The organism is Methylobacterium sp. WL19 (assembly GCF_008040005.1).
GTDB lineage: Bacteria > Pseudomonadota > Alphaproteobacteria > Rhizobiales > Beijerinckiaceae > Methylobacterium > Methylobacterium bullatum.
Genome location: NZ_VRVC01000051.1, coordinates 12,824 through 32,233 on the forward strand (window position 1 = coordinate 12,824; position 19,410 = coordinate 32,233).

Here is a 19,410-nt window from a genome sequence, read left to right on the forward strand (position 1 = left end):
GGCTCAGACCTTGTTCACGGCGGCCCGGCCGAGAAGGCCGTCGGGGCGCAGCGCCAGCGCGAGGATGATCACCGAGAACACGACGATCTGGGTGTAGCCGGAGCCGAGATATCCGGTGACCAGAGCCTCCACGACGCCGTAGAGCAGCCCGGCCAGGACCACGCCGGTGGCGGAGCCGATCCCGCCGAGAATGGCGACGGCGAAGGCCTTGATGCCGAACAGGGTGCCCATCTCGGCCGAGACCGAGAACAGCGGGGCGATGAGGAGGCCCGCCGCCCCCGCGAGCAGGGCGGAGAGCGCGAAGGCGTAGGCCACCGTGCGACGCACATCAATGCCCATCAGCCGCGCGGCGTCGGCATTCTGCGCCACCGCCAGGAGAACGCGGCCGAGATCGGTCCGGCGGAACACCGTCCGGATGGCGAAGGCGACGGCGAGGCCGACTACCGGAATCACGATCTGCAGCGGGTATATTCCGGTGCCGAACAGGTCGATCGGGTCACGCGCCAGGGGCGAGGGCAGGCTGCGCGGCTCCTTGCCGAAGGTGAACAGGATGACGTTGTCGAGCACCACGCCGCCCGCCACCGTGGCCAGCAGCCAGGCATCGGAGCCTCGCTCGACGAAGGGCCGCACCAGGATGCGTTCGACCACGATGCCGAGCAGCGCGCAGCCGGCCAGGGCCGCCGCCACCGCCAGGGGCATCGGCCAGCCGAGCGTGATGCCGAGCATGTAGCCGAGCACCGCCCCGAGGGTGACGGCGCTCCCTTGCGCGAAGTTCACGGTGCCGGAGACGGCATAGGTCACATGGAAGCCGAGGGCGATGAGCCCGTACATGCTCCCGAGACCGAGGCCGCTCACGAGGGAGCCGGTCAGCATGGAATTCTCACTTTCACCGTATCATGTCGTCCATCCCACCCAGCCACCTCATCCTGAGGCGCCACAGCGAAGCGGAGGCCTCGAAGGAGGCGTCAAGTTCGCACAGTGAGTTCTGGAGACCTCCTTCGAGGCCGCTTCGCGGCGCCTCAGAATGAGGTGGCGGGTGGGATGAACGGCGATGGCCGCTCCCTCAGTTCGACACGGCGACGATCTCGCCGTCCTTGAACCGCGTGAAGACGTAGTCCTGCGGCCCGAGCGCGTCGTGACGGTCCGGGGCGAAGGGCTTGTCGTAGGTCTTGATGAGGCCGGGATAGGTGGCGATCTTGTAGAAGCCGTCGCGCACGTCCGGCCCCTTCGTGGACTTGGCCTCGCCGATCGCGAGGGCCAGGAGATGCGTCGCGTCGTAGGCGTTGGCGATGCCCACCGCCGGGGTCACGTCGGCCATGGACTTGATCGCCGGGTACTTCGCCTTCAGGGCATCGAGCACGGCGACGGCCTTGGGCGAGGCGTTGCCGGCGAAGGTGAAGGTCTGGATGAAATGGACCTTGGCCGCGCTCGGGCCGGCCAGTTCGTCGAAACGACCGCCGGCCGGTCCCCAATGCGACACGACGGGAACGGTCCAGCCCATCCGGTCGAGGGATTTGACCACCTGGGCCGAGGGTCCGACATTGCCGACCATGAACAGGGCGTCGGCGCCGGCCTCCTTCAGGCGCGTGAGCTGGGGCACCATGTCCACATCGGACGCCTCGAATTTCTCGATGCCGGCGGCAGGCAGGCCCGCGGCCTTCAAGGCCGCCGTGAGGCCCTGCCGGTTCGACTCGCCCCAGGCGTTGTTGACGAGGATCATGCCGGGCTTCTTGGCTTGGTAGGTCTTGACGGCGTAGGCGACGAGGGCCTCGTCCACGAGGGCGTCCACCGCCGAGACCCGGAACGCGTAATTGTCGGCCGCACCGTTGCGGGTGATGCCGGTGCCCGCCGCCCAGGGGCCGAGGAAGGGCACCTTCATCTGGTTGGCGATGGGCACGATCGCCATGGATACCGGGGTATCGAGACCGCCGACCAGGGCGACGACGCCGACGCGCTGGACCAGCTCTCGGGCGGCCAGCACGCCCTTCGACGGGTTGGCTTCATCGTCGCGGGCCACGAGTTCCAGGGGCCGTCCGAGGACGCCGCCCGCCGCGTTGATCTCGTCGATGGCGAGCCCGATGCCGCGCGAGATCGCTTCGCCCGATTTCGCCGATTGACCGGACAGGGCGGTGACGAGGCCGATCTTGATCGACTCGGCCGCCTGGACCGGAGCGATCAGCGAAAGCCCGAACAGGGCTGTCGCCCCAAGGGCGAGGCGGCGGGTCATCGGTGATGGGCTGTGCTTGCGCATGGATCGGAGCTCCGGAAGAATTGCATCCGTCGCCGCAACCGCCATGCCATTTCCCAGGCAATTGAAATATATAGATAATTCCTGAGCAAAGGAATCCCGCTGCCTGCTTTCACGCCAAACTGCATACACTAATTGCATGCACTTCGGTCGAGCTTCGGGCAGGCTCGCGATCGAATGGGGAGCGGAAGCATGAGCGACACACCGAAAACCGATACCGGCACCGACGCGGCCATCGTCACCGCCTATCTCGAAGCCTCCATGGTGCCGGATCCGGAGAGGGCGGCGGGTTACATGGCGCCGGGGATCGAGATCGTCTTCACCGGCGCCCGCGTCTTCCGGCATCCGCGCGAGGTGACGGCGTTCAACGCGGGCCGCTATGCCTGGGTGAAGAAGCGCATGGAGCGTCTGGACGTGGTGCCGGGGGAGGGGTTCACCACGGTCTACAGCCTCGGCACCCTCTACGGCGAATGGCCGGATGGCACCCCGTTCGAGGGCAACCGCTACGTCGACCGCTTCACCGTCCGCGGCGGGTTGATCGTGACGATGGAGGTCTGGAACGACAGCGCCGAACGCTTGCTCACGAAGCACGGCGTCTCGGCATAAGCGAGCGCGCTCAGGCGTCGGCTCCGGCGAGCCGCCGCGTATCGACGAAGGTGCGGCCGTCCGCAAAGCGATAGCTGACGCTTTCCGAGAATCGGCCGTTGGCGCGGACCAGAATGGCGGCGGGGCGGGTGAGTTCTTCGGTCCGCGCCAGGGCCTCGACGACGGTCATGGGCACGTCGCGCCCCCCGCCGAGCTGACGCCACCATTGCACCGCCTTCTCGCGGCCATAGCCGGCCTGCTCCAGGGCGATCCGCACCCTGTGGCTCGATCCGTCCTCGGTCCGGAACTCGACATCGAGGCTGCCGGACGCCGCATGGCGACCGAGCCGCCATCGGGAGATACCCTGCCAGACCGGAACCGTGCGGGACAGGATCGGATGCTCGTCGTCGGCCGCCGCCTCGTGGCCAGGCCCATCCTCGTCGGTCTCGTCCGGCTCCACCCAGCACGCCTCGCAGGTGCTGGCATTGAGGGCGATGAGCGCGCCGCAGCCGGGGCAGGGCTTGGCCCGCACCTCGCCCTCACGGCCCTTGATCGCGGCGGCACTGCGCGCGGTGACGATGTCCACCGGCCCGTGCATCCGCACCAGCCCGGCATAGTCGAGGATCAGCGCATCGGACTTGCCCGGCGCGGTGCGCAAGGCACGGCCCACCTGCTGGACGTAGAGCCCCGTGCTCTGGGTCGGCCGCAACAGGGCGATGAGATCCACGCGCGGCACGTTGAAGCCGGTGGAGAGGACGCCCACCGAGGTGAGGCAGCGCAGGCGCCCGGCGGTGAAATCGCGCACGATCCGGTCGCGCTGGCGCTTGCCGGTCTCGCCTGTCACCATCTCGCAGCTGAAGCCTTCCGCCCGCACCGCATCGCGCACCGCCTCCGCATGGGCGATGCCCGCGCAGAAGGCGAGCCACGCCCGGCGGTCGCGGCCGAAACCGGCCATTTCCTCCACCGCCGCGCGGGTGATCCAATCCTGGTTCACCGCCGCTTCGAGGGCGCTGGGAATGTAGTCGCCGCCGCGCTTGGCGACACCCGAGACGTCGAGCGCCGTGGCGGTGGCCTTGCAGATCAGGGGGGCGAGGTAGCCCTGGTGGATCAGGTCGCCGACATTGGCCTCGTAGACGATCCGCTCGAACAGCCGGCCCTCGCCCACGTCGAGGCGGCCGCTATCGAGCCGGTACGGGGTCGCGGTGAGGCCGACGACGCGCAGGTCCGGCCGAGCGGCGCGCAGGCCCGAGAGGAACCGGCCGTAGCGGGTCTCGGCATCGCGCGGGATCAGATGGGCCTCGTCCACCACCACGACGTCGAAGGCACCGATGGCGTCGAGGCGGTTCCAGACCGATTGGATGCCGCAGAACAGGATCTGCGTCGCGGTCTCGCGCCGGTTGAGCCCCGCCGAGTAGATGCCGGCCGGCGCATCCGGCCAGTAGGTCATGAGCTCACGATGATTCTGGGCGATGAGCTCGCGGGTATGGGTGACGATGGCGATCCGCGCCTCGGGACGCTCGGCGATCACCTCCCGCACCAGGGCCGCGATGACGAAGGCCTTGCCCGCCCCCGTGGGCAGGACGATCAGCCCATCGCCGGTCTCGTCGCGCCACGAGGCATAGAGGGCATCGAGGCTGGCACGCTGGTAGGGTCTGAGATCCATCGCCGGCTCTGTACGGCCGTTCTCGCCGAACCGGAACAGCAGTCCAGCGGGATGCGGCCTCGCCGGCCGTTCAAGCCCCTCCGCCGACGACCTCATCGCGCATCACCCGCGCGATGCGCTCCACCATGCCCTGCGACAGCCGGACGAACTGCCCGGTGCCATGCCCGCGCCCATCGAGCAACTCGGCGAAGACGGGTTTGGCGGGCTCGCAGACCAGGGCCGCCACCGGCCTCGTATTGCGCCGCTTGGCCCGCAGCCGCTCGGCCAGCGCATCGGGAACGAACGGTTCGCGCAAGTCGGGCTTCTCCTGTCAGGGCCGGCTGTCCGAGGAGAGGGGCCTAGGCTTTCAGGGTTGCCGAGAGATTAAAGCCGATGGATTGGCGCATGTCGCAAGCCGGCGCGGAATCGCATTTGCGCCGCTTCAACCAGCCCTGCGTCGCAAAGTACTCTTCTCGGTGACGTAGGGCGCCAGGACCCGGCCGAGGTCGCGGTCTCGCGGCGGCTCGGCGACGATGTGCGCGCGCACCGCCACGGCATCGAGGTGGTGATCCATCAGGTGGGTCGCCCGGTCGACGTCGCCGGCCATCAGCGCGGCCACGATCTCGCGGTGTTCGTTGACCGCGCAATCCGACGAATGCGGCCGGCTGTAGAGCGAGAGGGTCAGCGCGCAGCGATAGCCGAGCTCGGCCACGTAGCGGACGAGGACGGGGCTGCCGGTCATCCGCGCCAGAAGCAGGTGGAACTCGGTGGCGAGGCGGATCGACGGGGCTTCGGGTCCGCCGCGAACCGCGTCCTCCTGGTCGATATGGGCCAGCAGGCTCGCTTCCTGCTCGGCGGTGAGGCGACCGGCCAAGCGCTGGACCACGAGGCGCTCGAGGGAAATGCGGACCTCGAACGTGTCGCGCGCCTCTTCCCAACTCGGGGTCGCCACGATGGCGATCCGGTTGCGGCGCAGTTCCACCAGCCCCTCACCGGCGAGTTGCCCCAGAGCCTGCCGCGCGATGGTGCGGCTCACGCCGAAGCGCTCGCCCAGGGCATCCTCCGGCAGGCGGTCGCCGGGCGCCAGCGCACGCTCGACGATGGCGCGGCGCAGGGACTGGCATATCATGCCCACGCGATCCTTGGCCGCCTGCGTCTCGACTCCCGCCATCGTCTCCCACATCCCTACTCTCGAAGTGCTCCGGCCACGGGCGTGTCTCGGGCACGCTTTCCGTCGTCGCTCTCCCTCGGCCGACGCGCCATGCATGACAGAGACCAAAGCTGAGCGGCAATGAATGGCTCATCCGGAAGTTGCAAGGCCGACGCCTCGCGGAACGGCGCTCCGCTGGACGTTCCCCGGCGCAACTGCCATCACCTCGACGATCCTAACGGGCGGCCGGAGACGCTCCTCGCCGCCCCCTGAGCGGGTTCGCGTCGGCAGGCCGAGGTTTCACCTCGCTCCTACCTTTGGGGTGTCACAGGTTTCGGAACGCCAAACCGGTGACCGTCTAGGTGAAACCTGCTTAGAACGAGCCACCCGCTTCCCATCAACCGCGTCCCCGCGAGCCACCCGATGACGATGCTCTCGCTCCTGTCCATGCGCGCCCGTATCGAAGCCGGGTCGCTCACCCCCGCTGAGGCCGTGGCGCTGACCCGGGACGCGATAGCCGAGCACGAACCGTCGATCCGCGCCTTCGTGGCGACCGATCCCGATCCGCACGTTCCCGACACGGGACCGCTGTCTGGAATCGCGGTGGGCATCAAGGACATCATCGACACCGCCCACCTGCCGACGCAGATGGGGTCATCGATTTATCGTGACTGGCAGCCGCGCGCCGATGCCCCCATCGTGGCGCGGCTGAAGCGCCTCGGCGCGGTGCCCCTGGCCAAGACCACCACCACCGCCTTCGCCTTCATCGATCCGACCGAAACCCGCAATCCCCGTGCGCCGGGCCGGACGCCGGGCGGATCCTCCGCCGGTTCGGCGGCGGCCGTGGCCGCGGGCATGCTGCCGCTGGCGCTGGGAACTCAGACCGGCGGGTCGGTGATCCGTCCGGCTGCCTATTGCGGCGTCGTCGGCGTGAAACCGTCGTTCCGACTCCTGCCGACGGTGGGGGTGAAGTGCTTCTCCTGGACCCTCGACACGCTCGGCCTGTTCGCCGCGAGCGCGGCCGATGCCGCCCATGCCCTCGCCCTCATCGCCGGCCGGCCGGAGATCGACCAGCCCGCTACCGTGCCGCGGATCGGGCTGCTCATCCCGGATTATTGCGAGGCTGCCGAACCCGAGGCGCTGGAGGCCCTCGACCGGGCGCGGGCGATAGCGGAAGCGGCGGGCGCCGGCATTCGCGCCTTCACGCTGCCCGACGAGTTCCGCCATGCCTTCGACGAGCATGCGACGATCCAGGATTTCGAATCCGCGCAAGCCCTCGCCTGGGAATACGAAACCCACCGCGATTCGCTGCCCCCGCTCCTGCGCGCCCATCTCGACACATCCCGGACCATCGAGGCCGCCGCCTACGACGCGGCCCGGCGCGTGGCGCATCACGCCAGGCGCAGCCTGAGGGACATCCTGCGCAATTCCGACCTCGACGTCCTGCTGACGGTCTCGGCCCCGGGCCGAGCGCCGGAGGGTTACGCCTCCACCGGCGATTCCCGCTTCAACCGGCTCTGGACGATGATGGGCGTGCCGTGCGTCACCGTCCCCGTGCCGGGGGAGGGCCCGCCGCTCGGGGTGCAGGTCATCGCCCGCTTCGGAGACGATGCGCGAGCGCTCGTGGCGGCAAAATTCCTGGAGAAAGCTTTCACCGACAGGCCATGAGGTCGTCCCGAATGTCCGGACGCCGGTACATTTCGGCGGGTCGCACCGTCGAAGGTCAAAGCGTTGCGACACGCAATGCGTCGAGCGTCACGAAAACGCCGGTGTCACGCTGCATCAGCGTATAAAGCGGCTCCGCGCCGACGATGTCTTCCAGATCGATCCGCCGAACGGTGAGCCACCTCTTCATGCGCCTGCTTCGGCTCTTCTCGATCCTTCCGCTCCTTGTGTCGTCCCATGTGATCCACGCGGCGGAAGTCCCGCCGGCGAGCGGTTCCACCGCGCCCGCGCCGGCGGTGACCATCGTCGCCGCCGCCGATCGCGAGATCGTCGAGAAGGCGGTGGTCACCGGCACCCTGGTCCCGCGCGACGAGATCCTGGTGGCGCCCGAAATCGAGGGCTACCGCATCACCGAATTGCTGGTGGAGGAAGGCGCCGAGGTCGAGAAAGGGCAGGTTCTGGCCCGGCTCTCCCTGGAGATGATCGCCACGCAGGAGGCGGCCAACGTCGCCGCCATCGCCAAGGCGCAGGCGGCGATCGTCCAGGCCCGTAGCCAGATCGTCCAATCTGAGGCCGCGCAGATCGAGGCCAACCTCTCGCTGGAGCGTGCCCGCTCCCTCATCAAGACCGGGAACGCCACGGCGGCGGTGCTGGAGCAGCGGGTCTCGGCCGCTCAAGGCGGCGAAGGCAGGCTCGCTGCCGCGAAGGGCGGCCTACAACTTGCCGAAGCGGATCTCGCGGCGGCGCGGGCGCAGAGCAACGAGATCGCCCTCAGGCGCGCGCGCACCGACATCAAGGCACCCGACGGAGGCATCGTCAGCCGCCGCACCGCCCGGATCGGCGCGGCGGCGACCTCCACGGGCGAACCGTTGTTCCGGCTCATCGCGCGCGGCGAGATCGAACTCGAAGGCGAGGTGCCGGAAACCTGGATGCCCCGGATCGAGCGCGGCAACATCGTGCGTCTCGAAGCGGACCAGGGGAGGATCGTGACGGGCAAGGTCCGCCGGATCGACCCCGAGATCGACCGGCTGACGCGCCTCGGCAAGATCCGCATCAGCCTCGACCGCGACCCGTCCCTGCGCATCGGCGCCTTCGCCCGCGGCAAGGTCGAGGTGGCGCGGCGCAACTCCGTGGCCGTTCCCCTCTCCGCCGTACTCTACGGGATCGACGGCTCGGCCCTCGTCTACGTGGTGAATGAGGGCACGGTGGAGGCCCGCAAGGTCGTCTCCGGCCTCGCGGCGGACGGGTTCATGGAAATCCGCGAGGGGTTGAGATCCGGAGAGGCCGTCGTCGCGCGGGCCAGCAGCTTCCTGCGCCATGGCGACCGGGTCAGACCGGTGCAGCCGAAGGCCGAAGCCGCCGCCTCCATGACGTCGCGCTGAGAATCGGACCCGTCAGCCCATGCGCCTCAACATCTCCGCCTGGGCGATCCGCAAGCCGATCACCTCGATCGTGCTGTTCCTCGTCCTGATGATCCTCGGGCTCGTCAGCTTCCGCTCGCTGCCGATCACGCAGTTCCCGAACATCGACATCCCGATCGTGGCGATCCAGGTCACCCAGGCCGGCGCGGCTCCCTCCGAGCTGCAGACCCAGGTGACGAAGGTGGTGGAGGATGCCGTTGCCGGGGTGAAGGGCGTCAAGCACATCATCTCGACGATCTCGGAGGGCGTCTCGGCCACCACCATCGAGTTCAGGCTCGAAGTGAACGTGGACCGCGCCGTCAACGACGTGAAGGACGCCATCGCCAAGGTGCGGGTGACGCTTCCGCGCACCATCGACGAGCCGATCATCAGCCGCGTCGAGATCGCCGGACTGCCGATCATGGTCTACGGCGCCTCGGCACCGGCCATGACGCCGGAGGACCTGTCCTGGCTCATCGACGACGTGATCGCCCGGCAGGTCCAGGGCGTGAAGGGCGTCGGTGGCGTCGAGCGCCTGGGCGGTGTCGCCCGCGAGATCCGCGTGACGCTCAAACCCGACCGGCTCCTGGCGCTGGGCATTACCGCGGCGGACGTGAACCGCCAGCTCCGCCTCACCTCGGCCGACATGGCGGGCGGGCGCGGCGAACTCGGCGGCCAGGAACAGTCGATCCGGACGCTGGCCGGTGCCGCCAGCCTCGACACCCTGGCCCAGACCTCGATCGTCGTGCCGGGCAACCGCAAGGTCCGACTGGACGAGTTGGCGACGCTGGTGGACGGCTCGGAAGAGCCGCGCACCTTCGCGCGCTTCAACGGCGAGCCCGTCGTCGCCTTCGCGATCTCACGCGCGACGGGCGCCAGCGATGCCGAGGTCGCCAGCGCCGTGGCGCGCAAGATCGCCGATCTCGCCGCCAAGCATCCCGGTGTCCGGTTCGACCTGATCGACACCTCCGTCATCAACACGGTGGGCAACTACCATTCGGCGATGCTGAGCCTCATCGAGGGCGCGGCGCTTGCCGTCATCGTGGTGTTCCTGTTCCTGCGCGATTGGCGGGCGACGCTCATCGCCTCCATCGCGCTGCCCCTCTCGGTGCTGCCGACCTTCTGGGTGATGAGCACCCTCGGCTTCTCGCTCAACGCGGTCAGCCTGCTCGCCATCACCCTCGTGACCGGCATTCTGGTGGACGATGCCATCGTCGAGATCGAGAATATTGTCCGGCACATGCGGATGGGGAAATCCGCCTACCGGGCGGCTCTCGAGGCCGCAGACGAGATCGGCCTCGCCGTCATCGCGATCACCGCCACGATCATCGCGATCTTCGCACCCGTCTCCTTCATGAGCGGCATCGCCGGCCAGTATTTCAAGCAGTTCGGCCTCACCATCGCGGCGGCCGTGTTCATGTCCCTGCTGGTGGCGCGCCTCATCACGCCGCTGCTGGCCGCCTATTTCCTGCGCGATCACGGACCGGATCACGAGCGCGAGGGGCCGGTGATGCGGGCCTATACCCGCGTGGTCGCGTGGTCGGTGCGGCACAAGTTCATCACCCTGGTGGTGGGGCTCGCCTGCTTTGCCGGATCGATCATGTCCACCGGTCTGCTGCCCGCCGGCTTCCTGCCTGCGGAGGATGCGGCACGGACGATCTTCGTGGTCGAATTGCCGCCCGGTGCCCGTCTCGCCGACACCACCCGCGTCACGGACGGCATCGTCGACAGGATCAAGGCGCTGCCCGAAGTGCGCAGCGTGTTCGTGGATGGCGGCCGCCAGCTGCCCGCCAAGAAGGAGGTGCGGCTCGCGAGCTTCACCATCAACCTGACTCCGAAGAACGCCCGTCACCGCACCCAAAAGCAGCTCGACAGGGTCATCGGCGCGATCCTGCGGGAGGAGCCGGACATCCGGTTCTGGTCCCTGCGCGACAGCGGCCAGCGCGATCTCGCCCTCATCGTCTCGGGGCCGGACCTGCGCCTCGTCTCGGAGACGGCGGCGCAATTGCAGCGCGAGGCCGCCTCCGTGCCCCACCTCGTCAACGTGCTCTCCACGGCACCCCTCGACCGCACCGAGATCCGCATCCGCCCGAAGGCCGGCGTCGCGGCCGATCTCGGAGTCTCGACGGACCTCATCGCCGAGACCGTGCGGGTGGGGACGATCGGCGACATCGGCGCCAACCTCGCCAAGTTCAACGCCGTCGACCGGCAGGTTCCGATCCGGGTTCAGCTGCCCCTCGCCCTGCGCGGAGACCTGTCCCAGCTGGAGAGCCTGAAAGTCCCGGTGAAGGGGGGCGCCTCCGTTCCGCTCTCCACGGTGGCCGATCTCAGCCTCGGGCGTGGTCCCACGGCGATCGACCGTTACGATCGCTCGATCCGCGTGGCCCTGGAGGCCGACATGGAGGGCTCGGACGCGCTGGGCACCCTCATCGAATCCGTGATGGCGCTGCCGACCGCGAAGAACCTGCCGCCGGGCGTGAGCATCAGCCAGACCGGCGACGCGGAAATCATGGGGGAGGTGTTCGAAGGGTTCGCGCTCGCCATGGGCGCGGGACTGATGATGGTGTTCGGCGTTCTGGTGCTGCTGTTCGGCAACTTCCTTCAGCCGCTCACCATCCTGTTCTCGCTGCCCCTCTCCATCGGCGGGGCGATCCTCGGGCTGCTGATCTTCCACATGCCCATCTCGATGCCGGTGGTGATCGGCATCCTGATGCTCATGGGCGTGGTGACCAAGAACGCGATCATGCTGGTGGATTTCGCCATCGAGGAGATGGCACGAGGCGTCGACCGCGCCACCGCCATCATCGACGCCGGCCGAAAACGCGCCCGGCCCATCGTCATGACCACCATCGCCATGGCGGCGGGCATGGTGCCGTCGGCCATGGCGCTCGGCATCGGCGGCGAATTTCGCGCACCGATGGCCGTCGCGGTCATCGGCGGCCTCATCGTCTCGACCGGCCTGTCCCTGATCTTCGTGCCGGCGATCTTCGTCCTGGTGGACGACCTGTCGCGCTTCTTCGTCCGGCTCTTCGGTCGCTTCATCGGGCGCAAGGACGAGCCCACCGAGGGGGCCTTCGCCCTGCCGACCACACTCGCCAATGACGGAAAGGGCTTCCCGTCACGCTCCGCCGCGGAATAGCCGCGGCGGGGTCAGCCCTTCCTGTCGAGGGGACGTCCCAGCAACCGCGCGAACTCCGCCTCGATCTCCTCCACGGAGAAGGGATTCTGGCTCGCGGCAGTCACCTTCTTGGGAGCGGGTGGAGGCGGCGGGGCCGGAAGGAACACGTCCGGTTCGGTGGTCGCCGGTTCGCTCCGCGCGGGCTCCCTCGACGCGGCATCGGCGAAGACCGGTTCGGTCGGAGCCGGTCTGGCACTCGCCGGCTTGTCCTTCGCAGGAACCACGGGCGACTCGTCCGGGGCGATCTCCACGGGCGTGGCCATGGCGGCCGCCATCGGGTCGATCGGCTGGTCCGCCTTTGCCTTCTCCGGGGCAACGGGTTCGGGACGCGGTTCGGGCTTCGCCGCCGCCGCTTTCGGCTCGGCGGGGGGCACGGGGGGCGCCTTTGGCGGTGTCGACGGGACGGCCTGCGTGGACGGGGAGATCGCGGCCGATGGCCGGCGCAGGGCCTCTTCGAGCTGCCGCGCCATGTCGGACAGGATGGCCGCGTCCACGGGGCGGGAACTCGTCGGCCGCGCCAGGGTCGGCGGAACGACGGGAGCCGCCTCCGCGACGGGCGCGGGTTTCACCGGAGGTTGTGGCCGCACCGCCTTCTCCGGGGCCTTCTCCGGGCTCGGCGCCTCGATCACGGCGGGCGCCACCGGTGCGGGTGGGGCTTCCGGCGCCTTGACTGGCTTCTGCGCTTCGACGGCAGGGACGATCGGTTCGGCGACCACGTCCGGCGCGGTGACCGCCGGACGTGGCAGGTCCGGAGCTTCGGGCTTCAGGTTGGCCAACGGCGGCGGGTTCCGCCGCGCCGCCTTCGCCGCAATCAGATCCGCCTTGGTGAAGCGGGGAGCGGGCTTCGACTCGGCGAGGCCCTCGCCAGGGGGCTCGGCGGGCGCGTTGACGATCGCGGCCGGTTCCGGAATCGGCGCCCTGGGCTCGTGGAAGACGGGAGGCTGCATGACCGGCGGCGCGGGCGGATCGGCGGGCCGCGCCGGCTCGAAGACCGGCTCTTCGGGGAGCGGCTCCGCCCGGGCCGACTCGTCGAGCGGGAGCCGGGCTCCCGCGCCCCGGTGGATGTTGCGCTCCACGATGACGTCGTTGGGACCGCCGACGAGGAGCAGATGCTCGACATTGTCCCGGCGCAGCAGGATCAGCTGCCGCTGCCGGTCGAGTTCGTAGATGTCGACGATGCCGAGACGGGGCTGACGGCCGCGCGGACCGGATTTCGACAGGGCCATGCCCCTGCCGGAGAACCGCCGGAAGATCAGGACGATGGCGGCCAGAACGGCGAAAATGACGGCGAATATGATCAGGAACTGGAGCGGGAAGGAGCCGTCCGAATTAAAGAACGCTGACAAGATCGGGCTCTTTCGGGTTTCGGGCCGGAGGCCCTACGCAGCACAGGTTGTCCTGATATCACGATCGCAGCGGCGGAAGGCAATAACGTTAAGAGTTCGTTAACAGGCAACTTCCGCGCCGAGCATCCGCTGCTGACAGACAGGCTCTTAACCGGACGTTAACCATGGAGGCGGCAGATTTTGCCCATCGCTCCGGGGTCGTCCGGCGGCGCCGAGGGGCTCCGAGCACCGTGTCCGTCACCGATCTCCCCATTCTCTCCATGCTTCGCACGCGGATGCAGTGGCATCAGACGCGCCAGAAGCTTCTCGCCGAGAACGTCGCCAACGCCGATCTGCCGGGTTTCAAGCCGCGCGATCTCGCGAGCCCCAGCTTCGGCGGCGGGACCGGCGATCTCGCCCAGCCCTCCGGATCAACGGGTGGCAATTCGGGCCTCGCCGTCACCAGCCCGGCTCACATCGCTCTCAACGGCGGCCCCGAAGGCCCGGGCGCGGAGCCGCGCCGGTTCAACGGGTTCGAGATTAGGCCGAGCGGGAACGGGGTCAATCTCGAGGAGGAGATGATGAAGGCCGGTGACAACCAGGCCGATTATCAGCTCGCCGCGACGATGTACCAGAAGAGCCTCGACAAACTGAAGATCGCCATCGGCAAGCGCTGATCGTTCCGCCCACCCTTAAGCTTGCGGAGTACGCGCCGTGGAATTCCTGAAATCCCTGACCATCGCGGCATCCGGCCTCAAGGCCCAGTCGGGCCGGATGCGGATCATCGCCGAGAACATCGCCAATGCGGATTCGGCCCCGAGCGGGGTCGGCGCCGAACCCTACCGGCGCAAGATCCCCACCTTCACCCAGCATATCGACCGCGAGACCGGCGCGTCGATGATCGAGGCCGGGCGGGTGAGGCGGGATAACTCGCCGTTCCGCACCAAGTACGATCCGGGAAATCCCAGCGCCGATGCGCGCGGCGAGGTGCGGATGCCCAACGTCAACGGGCTGATCGAGAACATGGATATGCGCGAGGCCCAGCGCTCCTACGAGGCCAACCTGAACATGGTCACCGCGACCCGCAAGATGATCAACGCCACCCTCGCCATCCTCAAGGCCTGACGCTCTTCCTCTCCCGAAAGTCCGCCGCCATGCCGACCAACGCCTTCGCCGCAGGAGCCTACGCCGCCGTCCAGAACATCGGCGGGATGAAGGGCGGCACGCCCAGAATCGCCCCGACCTCGGGGGCGGATGGCGGGTTCACCTCGCTGCTCACCTCGGCCATGGACAAGATCGGCGAGAGCGGCGCGAAAGCCGATGCCCAGGCCCTGTCGGTGGCGGGCGGCAAGGCCAACGTCGTCGACGTGGTGACCGCCGTCGCCGAGAGCGAGACCGCCCTGCAGACCCTGGTCGCCGTCCGCGACCGCGTGATCTCCGCCTATGAGGAGATCATGCGGATGCAGATCTAGCGCGAGAATCCCCTCAGCTCACCGGGCGACTGGATCCACCCGTTTTTCCTTTCAGGTAGATCGCGTCCCTCTCCCCCTTGTGGGGAGAGGTCAGGAGTGGGGGTGGCTCCGCCAGCCTCCGCAGCATCAGGGTCACCCGACCACCCCCACCTCCAACTCCTCCCCACAAGGGGGAGGAGGGCCGCGCAACCCGCGAAATGTGCGAATCCAGTAGCCTCAGTGGGGAGGGGGATGCGCACCAGACGCTGCCATTCCACCCACAACGAGACATCAGTCCATGACCGGTCTTGCCATTCTCGACGTCTCCCGGGACGGGATCTTCGTCTTCCTCAAGGTCGCGGGGCCGCTGATGATCGTCGCCCTCGTGGTCGGCCTCATCGTGTCGCTGCTCCAGGCGCTGACGCAGATCCAGGAACAGACGCTCATCTACGTGCCCAAGATCGTCGCCGTCTTCGCGGCGCTCCTGTTCATGCTGCCCTTCATGGGCGACGCGCTCGCCGGCTACATGACCCGCATCGCCGCCCGCATCGTATCGGGCGGATGACGCGCCGGGCCGGGCGCTGCTATGCAGGATCATGAACCTGCTCCTGCCCGGCATCGCGGCGGCCTACCTGCTCACCTTCGCGCGCATCGGCACGCTGATGATGCTGCTGCCGGGGCTCGGCGAACAATCCGTCTCGCCGCGCATCCGTCTCGCCTTCGCGCTCCTCGTCTCGCTGATCCTGTTCCCGATGGTGCGCCCGCTGCTGCCGATGCAGGGCGCGGCCCTAGCGGCCCCCGGATTGATCTCGCTCCTCATCGGCGAATTGCTGATCGGGCTCGTCCTGGGCCTCACCGTCCGCATGGTGCTGGCCGCCTTGCAGACCACGGGCATCATCGTCTCGCAGCAGCTCGGCCTGTCCTACGCGATGACCGTGGACCCGACGCAGGGCGGCCAGCAGGCGGCGCTCGGCAACTTCCTGATGATGCTGGGCATCACCCTCATCCTGGCCACCGACCTGCACCATGTGGCGCTCGACGCCATCGGCCGGAGCTACGTGATGCTGCCGCCCGACGGCGTTCTGGCCATGGGCGAGGCGGCCCAGCTGGCGCTCCGGGCCATGGCGCGCGGCTTCCTCCTGGCGGTCCAGATCTCGGCGCCGTTCATCGCCTTCGGTATCCTGTTCAATGTCGGCCTCGGCGTGCTCTCGCGCCTGATGCCGCAGATGCAGGTGTTCTTCATCGCGGTGCCGGCCTCCGTGCTCATCGGCATGCTGATCCTGTTCGGCAGCCTCGGCATCATGATGAGCGTCTTCCTCGACGATATCGGCCGCTACCTCGGCGAGTTGACCGGGCGATGAAGGCGGTGTCGAACGGTCCGACGATGCGCCGGACAGGGGAGCGCTGAGCGGTGTCCGACGACAGCGACCAGGAAGACAAGACAGAAGAGCCGACTCAACGGCGCATCGAAAAGGCGATCGAGCAAGGCAACGTCGCCAACAGCATCGAGGTCAACACCTTCTTCATCCTGGCAGCCTTCACGATGGCGCTGCTGCTGGCATCGGGAACGATCGCCAAGGATCTCGTGGTGAGCCTGCGCGCCTTCCTGATGAACGCGCATCAGGTCCCCTCCGACCCCACCGCCTATACCGAGATGGGGATGCGGATGCTGCTCATCTGCGCCCAGGCGCTCGTGATTCCCGTCAGCCTCGTGGTCATCGCGGGCCTCGCCGGCGGGCTCGTCCAGCACCCGCTTGTCTTCTCCACCGATGCCCTGATGCCGAAATTCGATCGCATCTCGCCGATGGCGGGCATCAAGCGCATCTTCGGCGTCGAGGCCCTGGTCCAGTTCCTCAAGGGGCTCGCCAAGCTGATGCTGGTGGGGGTCGTCGCGAGCACCATCCTGTGGAACGAGCGCGACCGGCTCGAGGTCTTCGCCCGGCTCGATCCGGCGGCGATGCTGCCCGCGATCCTCGGCATCGCCCTCAAGCTTCTCGGCGGCATGCTCGCCATCTTCGTGGTCATCGCCATGGGCGACGCCCTGTACCAGCGCTTCCGCTGGCGCTCGAAGCTGCGCATGACCAAGGAAGAGATGAAGCAGGAGCACAAGGAGAGCGAGGGCAATCCGGAGGTGAAGGGACGGATGAGGCAGATCCGCGCCTCGCGGGGCAACAAGCGCATGATGGCCGACGTCCCCACCGCCACGGTCATCGTCACCAACCCCACCCACTACGCCGTCGCCCTGCGCTACGAGGCGGGCATGGCGGCGCCGATCTGCGTCGCCAAGGGCGTCGATTCCCTGGCATTGCGCATCCGCGCCGTCGCCAAGGAGCACGATGTGCCGATCATGGAGAACCCGCCGCTGGCGCGGGCGCTCCATGCGACGGTGGAGATCGATTCCGAGATTCCCGCCGAGCATTATCGCGCCGTGGCCGAGGTGATCGGCTTCGTCATGCGGCTGAAGCGCAGGGCGGCGTGAAAGCGCCACGCTTTATGCACCTTTTTTGACGAGACTTGTCCCTAACGTCCGGCGGACACCCTTGCTGCCGACGCGGCCTGGGCGCTAACCGGGATCGCTCGAGGGTGGAATGGCGCCGAGATGGCTGAGGTGAGCGGACCAACGAAACCGGTGTCGAGCGCCATCGACCGGTCGGAAAGACCTGGGCGGGTCGGGCTACTCCTCGTCCTGGCCGGACTTCTCGTCGGCGCGGCGGTGGGCCTCTCCTTCGTCGCCAACGAGCAGGCGCAGCCGCTCATCCTGGGTCTTCTCGCCCTGCTCGCCATGGCGGGCGTGTTCTGCCTGTTCGCCCTGGCGATCGGCGCGCTCCAGCTCGCGGGCCAGACCGGCCGCGACGACATCACCAAGGCCATCGTCGACGCCTCGCCCGAAGGCGCCATCGTCGTCGAGGATGGCGGCCGCCTGATCTACGCCAACGAGGCCTACCTGCGGATCTCCGGCGGGGAGACCTTCTCCAACCTCAGGCCGGTGGAGCGCGTCTTCGTCGGCTCGCCCGATGTGTCGGAGGCGGTCTACCGCCTCGCCCAGGCGGCCCATGACGGGCGCGGCCATGTGGAGGAGATCCGCATGGCGCCCCCGCCCCAGGGCGAGACCGAGCGCGCCTTCGCCTGGTTCCGCATCGCCGTGCGGGCGGTGGAGCGGCCGAGACTCCCGGCGACCCTGTGGACGGTCACCGACATCACCCACGAGCGCGAGCGCCAGGAAAACGTCTTCCAGGAGCTTCAGCACGCGATCGATTACCTCGATCATGCGCCGGCCGGCTTCCTCTCCATCGATCCGTCGGGCTCCATCGTCTACATGAACGCGACGCTGGCCTTCTGGCTCGGCTACGACCTCGCCACGGTCGGCTCGGGCGGCCTGCGCCTGCCCGATATCGCGCCCAGCGCCGATGTGCTCACCGCCACCGAGGGACTACCCGGCGAGGTCCGCACGGACCGTTTCGACCTCGACCTGCGGCGCCGCAACGGCCAGCCCCTGCCGACCCGACTCTATCACCGCGTGGCCTTCGGCCAGGACGGCAAGCCCGGGCCGTCGCGCACCTTCGTACTCAACCGCTCGGCCGGGGCCGAGAGCGACGAGCCGCAGCGCGCCGCCGAGGTGCGCCTCGCCCGCTTCCTCAACAACAGCCCCATCGCCATCGCGACCCTCGACCCCACCGGGCGCATCGCGCGCGCCAACGCGTCCTTCGCCAGGCTCTTCGGCGGGACGCCGCGCCAGGCCGTGCCGGACGGGCGCGGCGAACTCGGCACAGAGCCGACCATGTGGGAGGCCCTGGTCGACCGCGACCGGGCCGCCCTCGAGAGCGCCCTGGTGAAGGCCGCCGACGGGACCATCGAGGTGCAACCCATCGAGGTCGCACTGGCGGGGCCGGGGAACCGCTCGGCGCGGGTCTGGCTCAGCCCGGCCGGCGGCGACACCGCGGCTGCGGAGGACGGGTCCTCCCAGCCCGACCGCGAGCGCGTGATCCTCTACGCCCTCGACACCACGGCACAGCGCCAGCTCGAACAGCAGATCGCCCAGACCCAGAAGATGGACACGGTGGGCCAGCTCGCCGGCGGCATCGCGCACGACTTCAACAACGTCCTCCAGGCCATCATCGGCTATTCCGACCTGCTGCTGGCGAGCCACAGGCCCACCGATCCGGCCTTCCAGGACATCATGCAGATCAAGCAGAACGCAAACCGGGCAGCCAGCCTGGTGCGGCAGCTGCTGGCCTTCTCGCGGCGCCAGACCCTGCGCCCGGAGGTGATGAATGTCGGCGAGGCGCTGTCCGACCTGACGCTGCTGCTCAAGCGTCTGCTCGGCGAGCGGGTCGACCTCGACCTCAAGCACGGGCGCGACATCTGGCCGATCAAGGCCGACGTCAACCAGTTCGAGCAGGTGATCGTCAATCTCGCGGTCAATGCCCGCGATGCGATGCCCAATGGCGGGCGCCTGCTCATCCGCACCGCCAACATCCTCGAAGGTCTGGAGAACACCGAGCGCCGACCCGGCGCACCGGCGGGCGACCACGTCCTGATCGAGGTGCTGGATACCGGCGAGGGCATCCCGCCCGACGTGATGGAGAAGATCTTCGAGCCGTTCTTCACCACGAAGGACATCGGCAAGGGGACGGGCCTCGGCCTCTCCACCGTGTTCGGCATCGTCAAGCAGAGCGGCGGCACCATCGACGTGCAATCGACCGTGGGCAGCGGCACGGCCTTCCGAATCTACCTGCCGCGTCACGAACCGGCCGCCGAGCCCGCCC

Annotated in this window: 18 protein-coding genes; 11 read left to right on the forward strand and 7 right to left on the reverse strand. The window is 68.5% G+C overall.

Annotated features, from left to right (window positions below; genetic code table 11):
• Positions 1–3: 3 nt before the first annotated feature.
• Both FV220_RS11990 and FV220_RS11995 read right to left on the reverse strand, forming a co-directional pair.
• Complete coding sequence (locus tag FV220_RS11990; RefSeq protein WP_147831601.1) at positions 4–873, reverse strand: branched-chain amino acid ABC transporter permease; 870 nt, start codon at positions 871–873, stop codon at positions 4–6.
• A 190-nt stretch (positions 874–1,063) separates the two neighbouring features.
• Positions 1,064–2,251, reverse strand: a complete 1,188-nt coding sequence (locus FV220_RS11995) for an ABC transporter substrate-binding protein (RefSeq protein ID WP_147831605.1) — start codon at positions 2,249–2,251, stop codon at positions 1,064–1,066.
• 189 nt (positions 2,252–2,440) lie between these two features.
• Here FV220_RS11995 and FV220_RS12000 point away from each other — a divergent pair, with 189 nt between their 5' ends.
• Positions 2,441–2,854: a nuclear transport factor 2 family protein gene (locus FV220_RS12000; protein ID WP_056144766.1), complete on the forward strand. Its 414-nt coding sequence runs from the start codon at positions 2,441–2,443 to the stop codon at positions 2,852–2,854.
• 10 nt (positions 2,855–2,864) lie between these two features.
• Here the strand turns inward: FV220_RS12000 and FV220_RS12005 are convergent, their stop codons facing one another.
• The 3 genes from FV220_RS12005 to FV220_RS12015 all read right to left on the reverse strand — a co-directional run bounded on the left by FV220_RS12005 (position 2,865) and on the right by FV220_RS12015 (position 5,646).
• The gene (locus tag FV220_RS12005) at positions 2,865–4,496 is read right to left on the reverse strand and encodes a DEAD/DEAH box helicase (protein WP_056144346.1); all 1,632 of its coding nucleotides are present in this window, start codon (positions 4,494–4,496) and stop codon (positions 2,865–2,867) included.
• 70 nt (positions 4,497–4,566) lie between these two features.
• A complete protein-coding gene (locus FV220_RS12010) occupies positions 4,567–4,791 on the reverse strand; it encodes a hypothetical protein (RefSeq protein WP_018042701.1) in 225 nt (74 codons plus the stop codon).
• Between the two features lie 126 nt (positions 4,792–4,917).
• On the reverse strand, positions 4,918–5,646 hold the full coding sequence (locus tag FV220_RS12015) for a GntR family transcriptional regulator (protein ID WP_056144768.1): 729 nt from the start codon (positions 5,644–5,646) through the stop codon (positions 4,918–4,920).
• Between the two features lie 408 nt (positions 5,647–6,054).
• On the opposite strand from FV220_RS12015, the gene FV220_RS12020 reads away from it, so the two are divergent.
• Positions 6,055–7,293 carry an amidase gene (locus tag FV220_RS12020; RefSeq protein ID WP_147831615.1) on the forward strand — a complete coding sequence of 413 codons (1,239 nt, stop codon included), beginning with the start codon at positions 6,055–6,057 and terminating at the stop codon, positions 7,291–7,293.
• Between the two features lie 55 nt (positions 7,294–7,348).
• On the opposite strand, the gene FV220_RS26380 is transcribed toward FV220_RS12020, so the two are convergent.
• Positions 7,349–7,480, reverse strand: coding sequence for a hypothetical protein (locus tag FV220_RS26380; protein ID WP_274534480.1), 132 nt, complete (start codon positions 7,478–7,480; stop codon positions 7,349–7,351).
• Between FV220_RS26380 and FV220_RS12025 the strand changes: the two genes are divergently transcribed.
• A complete protein-coding gene (locus tag FV220_RS12025; protein ID WP_147831607.1) occupies positions 7,479–8,672 on the forward strand; it encodes an efflux RND transporter periplasmic adaptor subunit in 1,194 nt (397 codons plus the stop codon). The genes FV220_RS26380 and FV220_RS12025 overlap by 2 nt on opposite strands.
• Positions 8,673–8,691: 19 nt before the next feature.
• The gene (locus tag FV220_RS12030; RefSeq protein ID WP_056144352.1) at positions 8,692–11,829 is read left to right on the forward strand and encodes an efflux RND transporter permease subunit; all 3,138 of its coding nucleotides are present in this window, start codon (positions 8,692–8,694) and stop codon (positions 11,827–11,829) included.
• Between the two features lie 11 nt (positions 11,830–11,840).
• Here the strand turns inward: FV220_RS12030 and FV220_RS12035 are convergent, their stop codons facing one another.
• Entirely contained in the window at positions 11,841–13,214 is a 1,374-nt protein-coding gene (locus FV220_RS12035) for a hypothetical protein (protein ID WP_147831609.1), read from the reverse strand.
• 230 nt (positions 13,215–13,444) lie between these two features.
• Between FV220_RS12035 and flgB the strand changes: the two genes are divergently transcribed.
• From flgB to FV220_RS12070, 7 genes are all read left to right on the forward strand, one after another.
• Complete coding sequence (gene flgB / locus FV220_RS12040) at positions 13,445–13,870, forward strand: flagellar basal body rod protein FlgB (protein ID WP_027174273.1); 426 nt, start codon at positions 13,445–13,447, stop codon at positions 13,868–13,870.
• Between the two features lie 37 nt (positions 13,871–13,907).
• On the forward strand, positions 13,908–14,318 hold the full coding sequence (gene flgC, locus FV220_RS12045) for a flagellar basal body rod protein FlgC (protein ID WP_018042710.1): 411 nt from the start codon (positions 13,908–13,910) through the stop codon (positions 14,316–14,318).
• A 29-nt stretch (positions 14,319–14,347) separates the two neighbouring features.
• Positions 14,348–14,665: a flagellar hook-basal body complex protein FliE gene (fliE, locus tag FV220_RS12050; RefSeq protein WP_018042711.1), complete on the forward strand. Its 318-nt coding sequence runs from the start codon at positions 14,348–14,350 to the stop codon at positions 14,663–14,665.
• Positions 14,666–14,942: 277 nt separating this feature from the next.
• Complete coding sequence (fliQ, locus tag FV220_RS12055; protein ID WP_018042712.1) at positions 14,943–15,209, forward strand: flagellar biosynthesis protein FliQ; 267 nt, start codon at positions 14,943–14,945, stop codon at positions 15,207–15,209.
• A gap of 31 nt (positions 15,210–15,240) precedes the next feature.
• Complete coding sequence (gene fliR / locus FV220_RS12060; protein ID WP_147831611.1) at positions 15,241–16,005, forward strand: flagellar biosynthetic protein FliR; 765 nt, start codon at positions 15,241–15,243, stop codon at positions 16,003–16,005.
• A 50-nt stretch (positions 16,006–16,055) separates the two neighbouring features.
• Positions 16,056–17,123 (forward strand): flagellar biosynthesis protein FlhB, encoded by a 1,068-nt coding sequence (flhB, locus tag FV220_RS12065; protein ID WP_018042714.1) that lies wholly within the window; start codon positions 16,056–16,058, stop codon positions 17,121–17,123.
• Positions 17,124–17,243: 120 nt separating this feature from the next.
• Positions 17,244–19,410 (forward strand): ATP-binding protein (locus FV220_RS12070; RefSeq protein WP_147831613.1); only part of this gene is annotated, 2,167 nt, incomplete at its 3' end.